Annotated in this window: 15 protein-coding genes; 13 read left to right on the top strand and 2 right to left on the bottom strand. The window is 54.4% G+C overall.

What is annotated here, in order from left to right:
* The first annotated feature begins 168 nt into the window (after positions 1-168).
* Complete coding sequence (locus tag ACR02O_RS14215; RefSeq protein WP_171695348.1) at positions 169-696, top strand: SRPBCC family protein; 528 nt, start codon at positions 169-171, stop codon at positions 694-696.
* 140 nt (positions 697-836) lie between these two features.
* On the opposite strand, the gene ACR02O_RS14210 is transcribed toward ACR02O_RS14215, so the two are convergent.
* Positions 837-3,038 carry an Ig-like domain-containing protein gene (locus ACR02O_RS14210; RefSeq protein WP_458137519.1) on the bottom strand — a complete coding sequence of 734 codons (2,202 nt, stop codon included), beginning with the start codon at positions 3,036-3,038 and terminating at the stop codon, positions 837-839.
* Positions 3,039-3,477: 439 nt separating this feature from the next.
* A complete protein-coding gene (locus ACR02O_RS14205; RefSeq protein WP_033156196.1) occupies positions 3,478-4,149 on the bottom strand; it encodes a response regulator in 672 nt (223 codons plus the stop codon).
* A gap of 506 nt (positions 4,150-4,655) precedes the next feature.
* On the opposite strand from ACR02O_RS14205, the gene ACR02O_RS14200 reads away from it, so the two are divergent.
* From ACR02O_RS14200 to ACR02O_RS14145, 12 genes are all read left to right on the top strand, one after another.
* Positions 4,656-6,464 (top strand): methanol/ethanol family PQQ-dependent dehydrogenase, encoded by a 1,809-nt coding sequence (locus ACR02O_RS14200; protein WP_033156197.1) that lies wholly within the window; start codon positions 4,656-4,658, stop codon positions 6,462-6,464.
* A gap of 146 nt (positions 6,465-6,610) precedes the next feature.
* The gene (gene moxJ / locus ACR02O_RS14195; protein WP_033156198.1) at positions 6,611-7,453 is read left to right on the top strand and encodes a methanol oxidation system protein MoxJ; all 843 of its coding nucleotides are present in this window, start codon (positions 6,611-6,613) and stop codon (positions 7,451-7,453) included.
* A 14-nt stretch (positions 7,454-7,467) separates the two neighbouring features.
* Entirely contained in the window at positions 7,468-7,944 is a 477-nt protein-coding gene (gene moxG / locus ACR02O_RS14190) for a cytochrome c(L), periplasmic (RefSeq protein WP_033156199.1), read from the top strand.
* A 158-nt stretch (positions 7,945-8,102) separates the two neighbouring features.
* A complete protein-coding gene (locus tag ACR02O_RS14185; protein WP_033156200.1) occupies positions 8,103-8,384 on the top strand; it encodes a methanol dehydrogenase [cytochrome c] subunit in 282 nt (93 codons plus the stop codon).
* 371 nt (positions 8,385-8,755) lie between these two features.
* Positions 8,756-9,775, top strand: a complete 1,020-nt coding sequence (locus ACR02O_RS14180; RefSeq protein WP_033156431.1) for an AAA family ATPase — start codon at positions 8,756-8,758, stop codon at positions 9,773-9,775.
* 5 nt (positions 9,776-9,780) lie between these two features.
* Positions 9,781-10,407 (top strand): hypothetical protein, encoded by a 627-nt coding sequence (locus ACR02O_RS14175; protein WP_033156202.1) that lies wholly within the window; start codon positions 9,781-9,783, stop codon positions 10,405-10,407.
* 16 nt (positions 10,408-10,423) lie between these two features.
* Positions 10,424-11,278: a DUF58 domain-containing protein gene (locus ACR02O_RS14170; RefSeq protein WP_033156203.1), complete on the top strand. Its 855-nt coding sequence runs from the start codon at positions 10,424-10,426 to the stop codon at positions 11,276-11,278.
* Complete coding sequence (locus ACR02O_RS14165; protein ID WP_051669851.1) at positions 11,275-12,192, top strand: hypothetical protein; 918 nt, start codon at positions 11,275-11,277, stop codon at positions 12,190-12,192. The genes ACR02O_RS14170 and ACR02O_RS14165 overlap by 4 nt, the downstream gene beginning before the upstream one ends.
* On the top strand, positions 12,189-13,172 hold the full coding sequence (locus ACR02O_RS14160; protein WP_494521883.1) for a vWA domain-containing protein: 984 nt from the start codon (positions 12,189-12,191) through the stop codon (positions 13,170-13,172). The genes ACR02O_RS14165 and ACR02O_RS14160 overlap by 4 nt, the downstream gene beginning before the upstream one ends.
* Positions 13,169-13,732: an MxaK protein gene (locus tag ACR02O_RS14155; RefSeq protein ID WP_494521882.1), complete on the top strand. Its 564-nt coding sequence runs from the start codon at positions 13,169-13,171 to the stop codon at positions 13,730-13,732. The genes ACR02O_RS14160 and ACR02O_RS14155 overlap by 4 nt, the downstream gene beginning before the upstream one ends.
* Before the next feature lie 36 nt (positions 13,733-13,768).
* Complete coding sequence (locus ACR02O_RS14150) at positions 13,769-14,704, top strand: vWA domain-containing protein (RefSeq protein WP_494521881.1); 936 nt, start codon at positions 13,769-13,771, stop codon at positions 14,702-14,704.
* 293 nt (positions 14,705-14,997) lie between these two features.
* The gene (locus ACR02O_RS14145; protein WP_494521880.1) at positions 14,998-15,963 is read left to right on the top strand and encodes an IS110 family RNA-guided transposase; all 966 of its coding nucleotides are present in this window, start codon (positions 14,998-15,000) and stop codon (positions 15,961-15,963) included.
* Positions 15,964-15,995 lie beyond the last annotated feature (32 nt).

Here is a 15,995-nt window from a genome sequence, read left to right as displayed (position 1 = left end):
GGTTTAACCGCGTCGGCTTCGCGATGCACTTACCTTTTCGCTCCTTTCGGCAGTTGCCGGCAGCAGGCTAAATGAAGTTTCCCCGGATCAATTCGGGGTTTATTCCCGATGAACGCTGGCGGTGCGCCCGGATAATACCGGGTTTTTCACCACCCTTCGGGATTGCTTATGCGACACATCATGCTTTCATTCAGCTTTTTGCTCCTTTCCTGGCAAGTTCACGCTCACGGCCCGACGCCGCAAAAAGCCAAGGAGTCTGTGACCATCCAAGCGCCTATCGCCAAGGTATGGGCAGAGCTGAAAAATTTCGACGACATTGCCAATTGGCATAGCGACTTGAAAAAGAGCGCGGGTGACGGCAAGAATCAGTCCGGCGGTCTGCGCACGTTGACGTTTCAAAACGATGAAACCCTCACCGAAGAATTGGATTATTACAACGAAGCGGAACACGAATACAGCTACCGGCTGAAAACCGAAAACACCAAAGCGCTTCCGACCAGTTCGCATACGGTCGATGTAAAAGTCGCGGCAGGTGAGGCCGCCGACAGCAGCGTGGTCACCATCAAAAGCCGCTTCTACCGCGGTGATACCGGCAACACGCCACCGGAGAATTTGAGTGACGAAGCGGCGGTTAAAGCAATGACGCATTTTTTCAAGAACGGCTTGAATGGCTTGAAGGCCAAGCTGGAGAAGTAAATTTTATGTCGTCATTCCTGCTTACGTGGGAGTGACAGAGCCAGAGACCTTTGTATGTGAATTTCAATCGTCTCCTGTAGTGAGCGGAGTCAACCCACAAAAAAAATCGCCCCTTGCGGGGCGATCTGTTGTCTGAAGTTTTACGGATTGGGTCCGTTGTGGCAGCTAAAACAACTCACTTGATAACCCGCCGGCCAATTCTTAATACCAAACTCATCGGCATCAATGGTTTTCGCAACCTTTACCGCACTCAAGGGAGTGCCGGCGCTGGTCGTACCGTGGCAATAGCTACAGCTTGGCGTAGTGGCTGTGCCGTTTTTATTGGCGTCTTCGTGTTGCTTAACCCAGGCGTCGCCGGTGGTATGCATGCCGTGGGGGCCGCCGTTTACCGTGTTCGGGACTGTAGTATGGCAAGCCTTACATTCGGCTACCGTACCGGCGTGTCCTTGCACGGCGATGCTTTGCAGGTTTTCGTCAGCATGTGTGGAGGGATACTCCGCGTGTGTCGCACCGTGACAAGCCTCGCATTGCAAGCCGCCGTGGCCTTTACTGAAGCGGTACAAGTTCAATCCGGGAACCGGCGTATTGGCATTGGTGGCAAAGGTATGATCTGTTGGCACAATCGCTTTGCCGGTGGCGTCGATACCTGAGATCGCGCGTTTGCCGGGCGCGGCGCTATTGTGGCAAGACTCGCAGGTCGGCTCGTTGAACCAGCCTTGCCGAGTGGCACTACCGACCGCTTTCATATTGCCGTGACAGCTTTGGCAACTGATAGCAGGGTCGCCGCTGGCGTCCGTGGCGGTGGACATCGCACCACGCAGACACTGCGTTACCGATCCCGGATGACATTGGTAACAAGCGCTGCGGTTGTCCAGACTATCCAGGGTTAACTGGGTGGCAGGGTCTTTTACATCGGCATGTTTTAAATGCAAGGACTGGGTGAATGGCGCAATGCCGGCCATGCCGCCCATCACCGTGGTTTTGTTTTCCTTATCGAAATAGGCATTGCTGGCATGGCACGCCACGCAAAGAACCGGTTGCCCGCCATCGGCCGTTGCGAGTAAACCTGTTGATTTGTAGCCTTTGCTATTCAATGTGGTCAGTGCATCGTTGAATAATTTACTCCCCGCCTGTTTTTCATCATGCAGACGCAGAATGTTACGCTTCCAGTCTTTGTCGGGATCAGCGTCGAACACCCAGCCCGTCACCGGTTTGGCGGCAGTTTGTGCGGCATTGTTATTGGTGTCAGTGGATGCGTGGCAGCCTTTGCAAGTCATCTCGTCGCTGACCGGCAACACGGTGGTGGCGCTAGCCAGAACCTTACCGCTCAGCGCATCCTTAGCCACGACCTTGACGGTGGGATAGAAGTTCTTGTTACCTTTGTCGTCGAAGGGCGTCACCGGAATACCCTCGGCTTCGAACCAGCCGAACGCTGTGTTGTAGGTCATAGGCGCGGGTGTCAGGGATGGCGTTTTGTTGCCGGGCATGGGGTTTCCGCTGGCGAGTCCGTCCAGGTTAACCCCGACATCCGGTGCCGGATTCAGGCCTACCAACTCACCGACCCAAGACCAGAAATTGGTTTTATTGGCACTACTGGTATTGATAGAGCCGCTACCGTCGGCGACTGCTTCATAAGTCAGCAACACATTACTACTGATTAACTTGCCGTTTTTGTCTTTCAATTGCGCATGTAGGGTGTTGTAGGGTGGCAAGATCGCGAACACGGAAAAATCCAGGCCGTCCATGCAATGCATGCCTAAATCATTCCAGGCCAGCAGGGTGTATTCGCCGACCGCTGTGGTATTTAACACCGTCACCGCGACCGTTTTGGACGTCTTGCTGTCGCGGATGGTCACCGTGGCCGAGCCGGCTTTAAGACCTTTTATGGTAGCGAGATTATTGGCATAGCCGACGCTGGCAATTGAGTTGTCCGACGATTGAATGTTTACTGTGCCGGAGGCGTTAGTGACCGTGACGGTGGCAGTGCCGCCCACATTGACCGCCAATACGGCCGGCGAAATCGTCAAGACGGGAGAAGGGGCGCTGATGACTTTGACTTCCACGCGCTTCGAGCTCTTACGATCTCTCACCGTGACCGTCGTAGAGCCGGCTTTTACACCCTTGATGCTAGCGATACCGCTGGCGTAAGTGACTGTCGCCACACTGGTATTACTGGATTTTACACTGATGCTTCCTGATGATTTTGTGACCGCAATCTTGGCTAGTTCACCTACGAAGATTTCGACGGAATTAGGTTTGAGTTCAAGCGCCTGGACGCTACCAAATTCGCATACACCCAGAAAAATCAGCAGAAACTGAAATATAAATAGACGTGCATTCATAATATCTCCCATGAATACGTTTTGATCGGATGGGTAATCGTTAATGAATTGCCCATATGAATGGAAGCAAACGGCCAACATCCGATACCGCGTCGCTTCTCGATGATGCTTTATTGCTTTTTTTAATAAGGTTATTCAGTCGGCACAATAACCATTCAACATGAATTGAAGATGAAAATATAATGAAGTAATGATTAAGACTGGCGCAGCTTTTAGACCGGGAAGGCTTTAATCGGGCGTCTTGAGCCAGTTGCTTGGGAGAGGGATTTGCAGGCTTACAACCGGGAGTTCCGGTCGCAAGCGCCCATTAACAGCGTTGTTAAACCGGTTAGCTCTGAGTCTATCGAAGCGCGCACAGGCCTAGGCTTCGACTCGCTCAGCCCGAACGGCATGCCAGGGATAAATAGGGCCTGGTTAATAGGGAAGGGGGTGTTCCGCGCTAGCTGTGCTCATACAGTTCGCTGCCGGTATTGATAATACCCTGGCGACCAGCCAGCAGTGTCAATTCCGACATGGTTTTGACGTTTAATTTTTCTTTGATCGCCGTACTGTGGTTGCAGACGGTTTTGTAGCTCAAACATAATTTTTCCGCTGCTTGACGGGTACTCAAACCATTGGCCAGCAGGCAAAAAATGTCGAATTCGCGCGGCGACAGCGATTTAACTTTATATGCCTCATCCTGGCCGATAGCCATATTCACCGCCAATTGCTGTGCCAAAGCGGGTTCGATATACGTGCCGCCTTCCGCTAGCGTGCAGACTGCGGTCACCAGCGTGTCCGGCTCATTATTTTTGGTGATGTAACCTTTGGCGCCGGCCTTGATCGCGCGGGTGACGTAGACCAGTTCGTTATGAATCGAAAATACCAATATCTTGCAACTGGGATAGCGAACCAATAAGCGCCGCACCGATTCCAAACCGCCCAGACCGGGCATGGATAAATCCATCACCACCACATCCGGCGTCTGCTTGTCATATACCTGGCAAGCGGTCTCGCCCCTATCGGCTTCATAGACGGCGCCTATTCGTTCCGACAAGGATAAATAAGTCTTGTATCCGGCTCTGACCACTGCATGGTCGTCTACTAATAAAACGCTGATTTTATTCGCCACTAACTACGTGTCCTGATTGGTTTTTGGTGTGGATGAGCAAGAAACGCCCCCGGCAGAACCGGTGCTATCCCTAGCTGGCGCTTCTTGCCCCGCCATGATGCCGATTTTTATGCCGGGAAACCATGGGAGCTTTTCCCGTTTTGCCGCGGCGTGCGGCTGCGTGCGACCGGGAAAACTTCCATGACTTTTTTCGCGGAATTCCCAGGCTATTTATGGATTATTCCGTAACGCCCGATAGGCCGCCTTCTTTACCATTTGCGCCAGCATGGCCCGGTAGGTCTAAGTCAATATTGTGTGCGACTTGATTGAGATTGCTGATGTGAAAAGTGAAGGAGATTTCTGCCGCAAAGCAAAATCTCGCGTCACGGATGGACGCCAAAATTAAGCGCAGCGTGTGATTGATTTTGCCCGGAAATGCCGATGGCGTTATCCGCTTTTAACGGAAGGCTCCCCTAACCAACCGATTTGCCGGGCCATGCAACCTAATAAACAACATAGGAGGATTCATGCAAATTTCACGGTTTGCCAAGCAGGTATCGACCACGGCCTTAGTCACGGCTGCGGCCTTGGCCGTGTCGTCATCGGCGCAAGCGAATAAAGAACTGGAACAACTAGCCAAGCAAAACACCAACTGGGTGATGCAGACCAAGGATTACGGTTCGACTCATTTCAGCGAAATGATCGACATCAACGCCAACAACGTCAAAAATCTGAAAGTGGCGTGGTCGTTTTCCACGGGCGTGCTCAACGGTCATGAAGGTGGGCCTCTGGTTGTTGATGGCATTATGTACGTCCATACGCCATATCCTAACAACGTCTTCGCCATCAGCCTGGATGAGCCCGATAAAATCCTCTGGCAGTTCAAGCCCAAGCAAAATCCGGCGGCTCGCGCGGTAGCCTGCTGTGACGTGGTCAATCGGGGCTTGGCCTATGCGCCGGCCGGCAAAGATTACCCTGCTACTATTTTCTTAAACCAGCTGGATGGCCATGTGGTGGCGATTAACGCCAAGACCGGCGAAGTACTATGGAAAATGGAAAACTCCGACATCGCCATGGGTTCGACGTTGACCGTCGCCCCGTTCGTGGTGAAAGACAAAGTCATCGTCGGCACCTCCGGTGCCGAGTTGGGGGTGCGCGGTTACGCCACCGCTTATAACATCAAGGATGGCAAGCAAGCCTGGCGCGTTTACGCCACCGGTCCGGATGAAGACATCAAATTATCCAAAGACTTCAACAGCGCTAACCCGCATTACGGTCAGTTCGGTTTGGGTCTGAAAACCTGGGAAGGCGACGCCTGGAAAATCGGCGGTGGCACCAACTGGGGTTGGTATGCCTATGACAGCGACCTGGAAATGTTGTACTACGGTTCCGGCAACCCAGCACCTTGGAACGAAACCATGCGTCCCGGCGACAACAAATGGACCATGACCATCTGGGGCCGCGACGTCAACACTGGCGAAGCCAAATTTGGTTACCAAAAAACCCCGCACGACGAGTGGGACTACGCCGGCGTTAACTACATGGGTCTGTCCGAGCAAATGGTCGACGGCAAAATGACCAAACTGCTGACGCATCCGGACCGCAACGGTTTGGTGTATACCTTGAACCGCGAAAACGGCAGCTTGGTCAATGCCTTCAAAATCGACGACACCGTCAACTGGGTGAAAAAAGTCGATCTGAAAACCGGTCTGCCGATCCGCGATCCGGAATATTCGACACACATGGACCACCAAGCCACCGGTATCTGCCCGTCGGCGATGGGTTACCACAACCAAGGTATCGAGTCTTACGATCCGAATAAGAAACTGTTCTTCATGGGCACCAACCATATCTGCATGGACTGGGAACCGTTCATGCTGCCTTACCGGGCCGGCCAGTTCTTCGTCGGCGCGACCTTGAACATGTATCCGGGTCCGAAAGGCACTTTGGGTCAAGTCAAAGCCATGAATGCCGTCACCGGCAAAATGGAATGGGAAGTTCAGGAGAAATTCGCGGTCTGGGGCGGTACCACAGCCACAGCCGGCGACTTGGTGTTCTACGGCACTTTGGACGGCTACATCAAAGCCCGTCATTCCAAAACCGGCGAAGAGCTGTGGAAGTTTAAGCTGCCTTCCGGCGTCATCGGCCATCCGATCACTTATAAACACAACAACAAACAGTACGTTGCGATTTATTACGGTGTCGGCGGCTGGCCTGGCGTAGGTCTGGTATTCGACTTGGCCGATCCGACTGCCGGTCTGGGTGCAGTGGGTGCGTTTAAAGAGTTGGCGCACTACACCCAAATGGGCGGCGGCGTGATGGTGTTCGCGTTGTAGAAAGCTTTCCTGGTTCCCACGCGCTGCGTGGGAATTCAGGTTAACCGCGCTGCGGTGGCGATGATCTGCCGCAGCGCGGCTACTAAGGCGTTCCCGCGCAGCGCGTGGGAACGAGGCAACGAGTCTACTTAATTCCTAGAATCACTATGAAAACAAGCACACGCATTGTGGCTGCGTTGGCATTGGGCTTTGGTTTTTCCACAGTTCAAGCCGAACAGCCGGTTTTAAAAGTCTGCACGGCTGAAAACGAAATGCCTTACTCCAATAAAAACGGCGAAGGCTTTGAAAACAAATTGGCGCAGTATGTGGCCGAACAACTGGGCCGCAAATTGGAAACCGTCAGCTGGACAGATCCGCGCTACTTTATCCGCGATTACCTGGATAAAGGCTTGTGCGACGTGGTAATGGGCGTCGATGCCGGCGACCCGCGTTTGTTGACCACGGCACCTTACTACCGGTCCGGCTACGTGTTTATCAGCCGCGAAAAAGATGGGTTGGACTTGCAGAACTGGGATAGCCCGGCCTTGAAGCAAGCCCAGCGGATTGCTTTCGCACCGGGCTCTCCAGCCGAAACCATGCTGCGGGCTATCGGCCGTTACAACGATATGTTCAATTACCAACAAGAGTTGGCCGGCTTCAAGTCCAAACGTAACCAGTACGTCAAGTACGACAACGACAAATTGGTCAACGAAGTGGCTTCCGGCAAAGCGGAAATCGCCATCTTGTGGGGACCCGCCGCGGCCCGCTACGTGAAGACATCGGCCACGCCGCTGACGATGACGGTCATTCCGGACAACGCCAAGCGCGCCGACGGCGAAAAAGTGGGTTTGCATTACAGCACTTCCATTGGCGTGCGTAAGAACGACAGCGCTTTGCTGGGGCAATTGAACAAAATCATCAAAGACGGGCAGGACAATATCGAAGCGTTGCTGGAAGCGGAAGGCATTCCGTTGCTGGATCAACCTGAAACCGCCGTGTCCATGAACTAAACAGGAAACCTTGAATGAAATTGAAAACATTTTTGACTGGCGCCGTGCTGTCAATGTCAGCGCTGGCGGCAAGTGCTGTCCAGGCCGACATCACCCTGCGCCATGCCTTGACCGGGGAAGCGCTGGATTTGAGTTTTGCCAAAAAAGGCGGTAACACCGACAAATTCAAGCAATTTATGCAAACCGGCAAAAACCCTTACAACGGCGATGCCGAGGCAGCCAAGAAAGGCGAGAGCTTGTACATGACCGGTTGCTCGGGCTGCCACGGCCATGAAGCGGAAGGCAAGCTTGGCCCCGGTTTGGCCGACGACTACTGGACTTATCCGCGCGGCCTGAGCGACCAGGGCTTGTTCGAAATCCTGTTCGGCGGTGCCAACGGCATGATGGGCCCGCAATACGTCAACTTCAGCACCGACGACATGCTGCACATCATGGCTTTCTTGCGCAGCATTTACAAAGGCGATCCGAAGAAAGCCGAGTGGTTGAAATAAACGCCCTCACCCTAGCCCTCTCCCGGAGGGAGAGGGCATAAAGCCACTATACAGCTAACTCCAGGCGGCTTGAGTTTGCCTTGGAAGTAGGTATTGAACCCTCTCCCCAGGGGAGAGGGCAGGGTGAGGGTTATCCAACAATTTATTAGGAGATCAACATGAACAAATTAGTAATGTTAGGCGCGGTACTGCTGGCTTTTGGCCTGTCCGGCGCGGCAAAAGCCTACGACGGCACCAAATGCAAAGAAGCCGGCAACTGCTGGGAACCGAAACCGGGTTATCCGGCGCAAGTGGCGGGCAGCAAATACGACCCGAAACACGATCCCAACGAGCTGAACAAACAAGCGCAATCGATCAAGGAAATGGAAGCCCGCAACGCCAAACGTACTGAAGTGCTGGCGAAAACCGGCAAGTTTGTTTACGACGTCGAAGGCCAATAAGCAACGGGTGGGTCGGGATGCGCAGTGCGCAAGCCGACAGTGACCACGAGGATAGAACCCTTAGGACGCCGCCAGGGATGGCGGTAACTAATGATGCGGAGGGAATCGAAGATTATTCTGCCGAAGCGAAGACCAGGGAATGCCCAGGGCAACGGCACGCTCAACCCATGCAAGCTGTTTAAGAACTTCGCGAGTGCAGTAGCCTTTAAACAGCTTCTAAACGAAACCTCACGGCTCCGGGCCGTTGCTATGCCGCTTAGATCACGACGGCCCGTTATCAGCGGCGCGTATGTCAGCAATCGGCGGCATGGCAACCGAGCACCGGAGTTCTTTTTGCGGTATTGGCTTTAATCAACAGCGCTCAATTAGCTATGACAAGCAAGCAAACCCTCAGCGACTGGCGCGCCAGTGCGTTGCAGTTGGAACAACAAATCAACCATGTCGTCGTCGGCCAGCAGGCGGCGGTAAGAAATCTGCTGATAGCCGTATTCGCCCGCGGCCATATGTTGCTGGAAGGCCAAGTCGGCGTCGGCAAAACCACCTTATTGCGGGCCATCGCCCAAGGTCTGGGCGGACACTACCAGCGTATCGAAGGCACCATCGACTTAATGCCTGCCGACTTGATCTATTACACCTATTTAAATCAAGAAGGCCGGCCCTGCGTCGATCCCGGCCCTTTGTTGAAGCAGGGCGAACAGTTATCGGTGTTCTTTTTTAACGAAATCAACCGGGCTCGGCCGCAAGTGCATTCGCTGCTGTTGCGGGTGATGGCCGAGCGCAGTATCGGCGCGTTCAACCGCGAATACCGGATACCGCACATTCAGGTATTTGCCGATCGCAATCGGGTGGAAAAAGAAGAAACCTTTGAATTGCCGGCGGCCGCTCGCGACCGCTTCTTTATGGAAATCAACATCACCGCACCCAGTGACGACAAGGTGTTGGACGATTTGCTGTTCAATCCGCGTTACCACGATGTCGATACCTTGATCGGGGAAATGGCCGCCAGCCAAATACCTTATTACGAGCTCAACGACTGGGCGGCGGCGATTCAAGACAGCATCCAGCCCAGCGCCGCTTTGCGCCAATACGCCTTGGATTTATGGAAAGCCACCGCCGATCCCGGCGCATTCGGCATCGCTTTAGCCGATGTGGACATGGATAACCTGCTGCAGGCCGGTGCCAGTCCGCGCGGCGTCAGCTACATGATACGTGCCGCCAAAGTCCGGGCCTGGCTGGAAAATCGCGACAGCCTGTTGCCGGAAGATTTGCAGGCGGTTTTCGCCGTCACCATGTCGCACCGGATATTCCTGAATCCGATGTACAGCTATCGCCAAGACGACATTATTCCCACCTTGATAGACAGCATACTCAACCAAATCGCCGCACCGTAACAGTCATGAACATTAAATCGATTCTGCAGGCCATGCTGCCGCATGCTGGCCTTGGCCACTTATTGGACACCTATTTAACTTGGTCCGGTGTCGGCTTTATCTGCTCGTTTATCGCCAGTAGCTTGGATAAACATGCCGACGTCCCTTACGCCGCGTATTACACCAGCGCCTTGAACGACGCGGTGGGCTTTAAGTTCTGGATTTTATTAGCGGTGGTCGGCACTTTACTGTTTTGTCTGAGCCTGCCGGTGTTATATCTATCGCTGCATTTTCCCGCCTTGACGGAGTTCAGCCGGCGCTTGCGGCGGTTTACCTACACGTTTTTTTTGGTGGCCTTCGACGAGGGCGGCCTGATGATAGGGATTTTGACCGCCAATTTTATCGATACTAGCGAGCGCATTTCGCTGCTGGCTAACAAATCGTTTTTGTTCAGCGATGTCGGTTTTTTCACTATCCTGGCCTTATGCCTGTTGAACTCCCTGCTATGGCTGTTCGGCGAAGCCATCCATAGCCGCAATCCGAAAACTTACTCAGGCGTGGTGGCCTTATTGATGAGGGTGCCGCTGAGATTTTCCCTGCCCGGATACCTGGTCGTGACGGCCGTGCTGGCGAATTTGGTTGTCAGCCAATAAGGTACTCGCTAAAACGATGTCGGCCACGATAAAGCCTTTCCAATACCGCCTGCCACGCCCGGCAGTCGGTGTATTTCCCGGCGCGCACCCCGGACAGATGGTCGGCAACGGCCAATTGTTCAAGCGCCATGACACCTTGATCGCCCGTCCGGACCCCAGACGCATCGATCTGCGGGCCAGCCTGCTCGACCCGTTCGGAAATTATCAAGTGCGGGTGCAGCAACAACACAGTGCTATCGACGTGTATTTGCTGGCCGATTTGTCTGCTTCCATGCGTTTCGGCGGCAATAACGACAAGCGCCGTGTAATGGCCGATATGCTGTTATCGATTGCCGCATCGGCCTTGGAATACGGCGACAACATCGGGTTTATTGCGGCTAACCAGCAGGTGCTCACCGACTGTTATTTGCCGGCTGGTAAACACCTAGGTCGGATTCAATCGACAGCAAAACGCCTGGAAACACTCGACCTGCAACCCGGTTCGGCCGGTTTGCAGCAAGCCCAACGCTATCTACCCAAGCATCGAGCCTTGGTGTTTCTGGCGTCGGATTTTCATTTTCCGTTGCCGCAGCTGCAAGCCATTTTACAGAACTTGCGTCGCCACGACCTGATACCGCTGGTGCTGTGGGACCAAACCGAATACAGCCGCTTACCGGATTGGGGCCTGTTTCAAATTCAGGATCTGGAATCCGGCAAGCGCAGCACGCTGTGGTTGCGTCCAGGTTTGAAGCGCAAGATAGAACAGGCATTTGCCCAGCGCCGGGAGCAATTGCAACAGCAGTTTCGGGCCTCGGGCTGTGAGCCGCTGTTTATCGACAACGGCTACCGCGCCGAGCAGCTGGGGCAATATTTTTTAAGGAGAGCAGGGTGACGTTGGCGGCAAAGCGGCTTGGTTGTGCTTGGGTATGGGTATGCGTCACGCTGCTGGCGGCGTGCTCCGGCACGTCTAACCAAGCACTCCGCGACTTTCAACTGCAAACGCCGCGGCCGTTCGGTTATGTGATCGGCGATACCATCCCGCAGCGGATTGTGCTGGAAACGCGCGCCGGTATGATCTTGGAGCGCAATAGCCTGCCGGCGCCGGGCCGTTTGAATCGCTGGTTACAACTGAACGCGGTGACTGTGCAGGAAACGGCCGGCAATGACGGCAAGCGCTATCAAATCGATCTGCAATATCAGCAATTTTACGCACCGCTGGAAGTGAAAGCCTTGAGCATACCCGGTTTTACCTTGCGCTTTCAGCAGCACGGGCAAACTCTGGAACAGCCGGTCGCGGCCTGGACCTTCACGACCTCGCCATTGCGGGAGTTGGTGGTCAGGCAGGATGAACACGGCGAATACATGCGCCCGGACCAAGCGCCGAGCTTGTTGGATGACGCGGCAATTGTCCGGCGCTTATGCGTGTCGCTGACGGTGGCGCTGGGCATCGCTTTGCGTTTGGCTTGGCTTTACGGTTATTTACCGGGACTACCGAAACGCAGCGTATTCAAGCGCGCGCAGCGTCAGTTGCAAAACCTTGGCCTTCAACAATTACCGCAAGCACTTGCCGCAGTGCATACGGCGTTTAACGGTCTTCACGGTAAGCCGGTGTTTTTGCACAAATTGGCCGAGTTTTATCAGGGCCACCCGGAATATCGCAGCATCGCTGACGAATTGACTTGGTTTTTCGATTATTCCAATCGTTACTTTTTCGGTGACGCTTCGATAATGCCGCAAGAACACGATCTGCAAAAACTCAAAACCCTGTGCCTGCATTGCCGGGAAATCGAGCGAGGCAGCCGATGAATTTGGGCTTTGAGTATCCTTGGGTCTTGCTCGGTTTGGGCTTATGCCTGTTGCCGATGTGGAGAATGGGAATGGTCGCCAACCCCTATCCCTGGCTGGCGATATTGCCTGTCGACCCACTATCGCTGGCTATCAGCGCCTTGATCCGCTTGCTGGGCGTGCTGGCGATAGGCGGGTTGATTCTGGGCTTGGCCGGTGCCTATCAGCAAGAACAGCAAGTGGAGCGCATCGGCCACGGCGCACACATCGTTATGCTGTTGGATCGCAGTAACAGTATGGACAACACCTTCGCCGGCAAGACGCCGGAAACCCAAGGCGAGGAATCCAAAGCCAACGCCGCCCGCCGCTTGTTGAATCAGTTTGTCGATCACCGAGCGCACGATTTGATCGGCATCGCCGAATACAGTACTTCGCCGCTATTCGTGCTACCGCTCACTGAAAACAAAGCCGCGATTCATGCTGCGATAGACGCCACCGCCTTGCCGGCCTTGGCTTATACCAACGTCAGCAAGGGCTTGAGCATGGCTTTGGAGTTCTTCGATAGCCGGCCGGTGACCGGCTCGCGCATCGTGTTGCTGGTGTCGGACGGCGCGGCGGTAATCGATCCGGACAGCGAAGCGGCCTTGCGAGAGTTGTTCAAACAACGCCAAGTCAGTTTGTATTGGGTGTTTCTGCGCACCGCCAACAGCCCTGGCTTGTTTGAAGTGCCCGACGACCCGCGCGACGATAATGCTCAGGCCATGCCGGAACGTTATCTGCATCTGTTCTTTAACAGTCTGCATATTCCCTATCAAGCCTACGAAGCCGAAACGCCCGGTGCATTGCAGCAGGCCATTGACGACATCAACCGCTTGGAGAATCGGCCTTTGCATTATTTCGAGCGGATTCCGAAGCAGGATTTATCCACGCGCTGTTTTGCCTTTGCGGCGGCGCTGATGTTGTTATTGCTGGGCGTGAAACTCTGCGAGGCCAGACTGTGATCCGTAAGTTAAAACACTGGGCGCTGTGGGCCATATTGGCAGCAGCTTTATTAGCAACTCTGACGCAATTGCTGCAACTGTATGGCCTAGCCGGCCAAAATCGGCTGATCGGCCAATTACTGGCCGATCAGGATGTCGGCGCAGACGAATTGGCCACCTCGGCGCCGGAAGTACGCATGGCCAGAGCGGTGTATCTCAGCCGGCACCAACGCTACGACGAAGCCTTGGCAACGCTGAACCTGCTATTGCAGCAAGCCGGTGCCGAAGCGCAAGCGCAAACCCGTTATAACTTGGGCAATCTGTATCTGCGCCAAGCCATGGAGAAAGCCCAGGCCGGCAATGTCAACGAGGCGATGCCCTTGCTGGGTCTGGCCAAGCAAGCCTATCGGGAAGCATTAACGCTGGACAGCGGCTTTTGGGATGCCAAGTACAATCTGGAAGTGGCGATGCGGCTGTTGCCGGAGATGGACAGAATCAGCAGCGGCGACGAGCAGGACGATCTTAATCAACAGACCCAACTGTGGACCACCTTGCCGGGCTTTCCGCGTGGCTTGCCCTAACTTGGCGCTTATCTTCCCAACCGATAATTTCGCTATATGACTATCGCTCCCAATCTTAGGGATTACCGTTTCTGGCTGCTGACCGCGGCCTTGCTGTCCTTGTCGGTAGTGTTTTTCCATCCGCAAACCAGCGCGCAAGTGTCACTGTACCGGCTGGTGTTTGTTGTCGACATTACCCGCAGCATGAACACCGAAGACTATCAGCTGGATAAACAGCCGGTCAGCCGCTTGCAGTTTGTCAAACAGGCGTTGCGCCAAGAGTTGTTGAAACTGCCTTGTGGTTCGCAAGTCGGCTTGGGGGTGTTTACCGAACGCCACTCGACGTTGCTGTTCGAACCGATAGACGTGTGTTCGGGATTTGCCGAGATAGACGCAGCGATTGCGGCGCTGGATTGGCGCATGGCCTGGGCCGCCGACAGCCGCATCGCCAGTGGCTTGCTGAGTACGCTGGAAATGTTAAAAGATAAAGATCAGATCCTGGTGTTTCTCAGCGACGGTCAGGAGGCACCCCCGCCCAATCCGCGTTACAAACCCGATCTGTCGCCAGTTAAAGATAAGGTAAAGGGTGTGATTGTCGGCGTCGGCGGCGAGCAACTGTCGCCCATCCCCAAGTTCGACGCTAAGGGCCAACGCCAGGGCTTTTACAAACCCGAAGACGTGCCGCATCGTTCGTCCTTTGGTGAATCGGATCTAAATCCCGAGAAGATCCAGGGCTACAACGCCCGTAACGCACCTTTCGGCAGCGAGGCGGCAACCGGCGACGAGCATATGAGCCGGCTGCACGAAAGCTATCTCCGTCAGCTGGCTGCTGAGAGTGGTTTACAGTATCGACGTCTGAGCGATACCGACAGTCTGGATCAAGCGCTGCAACAAGCCGAGTTTGCCAAGCCCGGCAAACAGAATGTCGATACCGGTTGGCGTTATGCCGGCCTAGCCTTATTGTTGTTCGCGGCGGTGTATGTTAGGCCGTAGGTCCGTTTAGTGAAACGTAATCGGACGAATTTAAAGTCTTCATTCCTCCGAATACGCTTCGCTATTCGGAGCTTGTATTATCAAGTCGTGCTTTTCAAAGGATAATAAACCATGAAAACACACCTGAGGGGCACCTCAGGTTTGGGTCGCTGGATGCCGTATCGGAGCTTGGATTTCGAAATCCCCGGCGTAGATCTTTGCAGCAGCGACCCACCCTCGATCAACGATCGAACAGTCTCTTCGGCCCGGTTTCCGGCAGCCTGCATTCACAAGGTAGATCATTTGAGGTTTTCATGTCCCATTTTTATCTCGGTATCGATGTTGCTAAAGCCAAGCTGGACTGCGCGTTGCGCTTGCCCAGCGGTAAGTTTCGCGCCAAAGTCATTCCCAATACTCTCGACGGCTTCGCGACGTTGTTGACGTGGTTGGCCGCTCAAAAGGCCCAATCGCCTCATGTCTGCATGGAAGCGACCGGCATTTATTGGGAAGACGTTGCTCAGCATCTGGCAACCGCTGGTTTCACCGTGAGCGTCGTCAATCCAGCACAAATTAAGGCCTATGGCGCTTCACGGCTCACCCGCAGCAAAACCGATACGGTCGATGCTAAACTCATCGCCGATTTCTGCGCCGAGCGCCAACCGCCCGCTTGGCAGCCCCGTAGCGAGGCGGAAGTCACACTGCGCGCACTAGTATTACGGCTGGACGCCTTACAAACCATGCGCACCCAGGAAAACAACCGCTTGCTAGTGGCGCGCGAGGCCGTGCGTGAGGACATTCAACAGCATCTGAATTGGCTGGATACTGCGATCCAACAATTGATCGACGCCATCAACGATCACATTGATCGCCATCCCGATCTCAAGCAACAGCGCGAACTGCTCGATAGCATTCCCGGCATTGGCGAGCGCACCAGCGCCATCATCCTCGCGTTCTACGCCGATACCTCGCGCTTCGCCAATAGTCGGCAGGCCGCCGCTTTTGCCGGACTCGATCCCCGGCAATACGAATCGGGCAGCAGCCTCAAGGGCAAGCCCAGGCTCTCCAAAATAGGCCATGCCTTCCTGCGCAAAGCGCTCTATATGCCGGCCATGGTGACGCTTTATAAAACAGCCTGGGGTAAACAATTCCGTGGACGATTAGCCGGTGCTGGTAAACCCAATAAGCTGATTATCGGTGCCATGATGCGTAAATTGATTCATGTGGCGTTCGGTGTCTTGAAATCCGCAAAACCTTTCGATTCGGCTGTGCATTTGGCTTGACTTGGATAACAGTATCTACGCGGGCTGAAAGG

The sequence above is a fragment of the Methylomonas sp. PHL2-19 genome (assembly GCF_059331595.1).
The sequence above is the reverse complement of the archived record's forward strand: the minus strand, read 5'-3'. Positions and strand labels throughout refer to the sequence as shown.

Excerpts from the sequence above, each read along its gene's own strand:
- ACR02O_RS14215 (WP_171695348.1), top strand. The coding sequence starts at position 169 with ATGCGACACATCATGCTTTCATTCAGCTTTTTGCTCCTTTCCTGGCAA.
- ACR02O_RS14210 (WP_458137519.1), bottom strand. The coding sequence starts at position 3,038 with ATGAATGCACGTCTATTTATATTTCAGTTTCTGCTGATTTTTCTGGGT.
- ACR02O_RS14200 (WP_033156197.1), top strand. The coding sequence starts at position 4,656 with ATGCAAATTTCACGGTTTGCCAAGCAGGTATCGACCACGGCCTTAGTC.
- moxJ (WP_033156198.1), top strand. The coding sequence starts at position 6,611 with ATGAAAACAAGCACACGCATTGTGGCTGCGTTGGCATTGGGCTTTGGT.
- moxG (WP_033156199.1), top strand. The coding sequence starts at position 7,468 with ATGAAATTGAAAACATTTTTGACTGGCGCCGTGCTGTCAATGTCAGCG.
- ACR02O_RS14185 (WP_033156200.1), top strand. The coding sequence starts at position 8,103 with ATGAACAAATTAGTAATGTTAGGCGCGGTACTGCTGGCTTTTGGCCTG.
- ACR02O_RS14180 (WP_033156431.1), top strand. The coding sequence starts at position 8,756 with ATGACAAGCAAGCAAACCCTCAGCGACTGGCGCGCCAGTGCGTTGCAG.
- ACR02O_RS14175 (WP_033156202.1), top strand. The coding sequence starts at position 9,781 with ATGAACATTAAATCGATTCTGCAGGCCATGCTGCCGCATGCTGGCCTT.
- ACR02O_RS14170 (WP_033156203.1), top strand. The coding sequence starts at position 10,424 with ATGTCGGCCACGATAAAGCCTTTCCAATACCGCCTGCCACGCCCGGCA.
- ACR02O_RS14160 (WP_494521883.1), top strand. The coding sequence starts at position 12,189 with ATGAATTTGGGCTTTGAGTATCCTTGGGTCTTGCTCGGTTTGGGCTTA.
- ACR02O_RS14150 (WP_494521881.1), top strand. The coding sequence starts at position 13,769 with ATGACTATCGCTCCCAATCTTAGGGATTACCGTTTCTGGCTGCTGACC.
- ACR02O_RS14145 (WP_494521880.1), top strand. The coding sequence starts at position 14,998 with ATGTCCCATTTTTATCTCGGTATCGATGTTGCTAAAGCCAAGCTGGAC.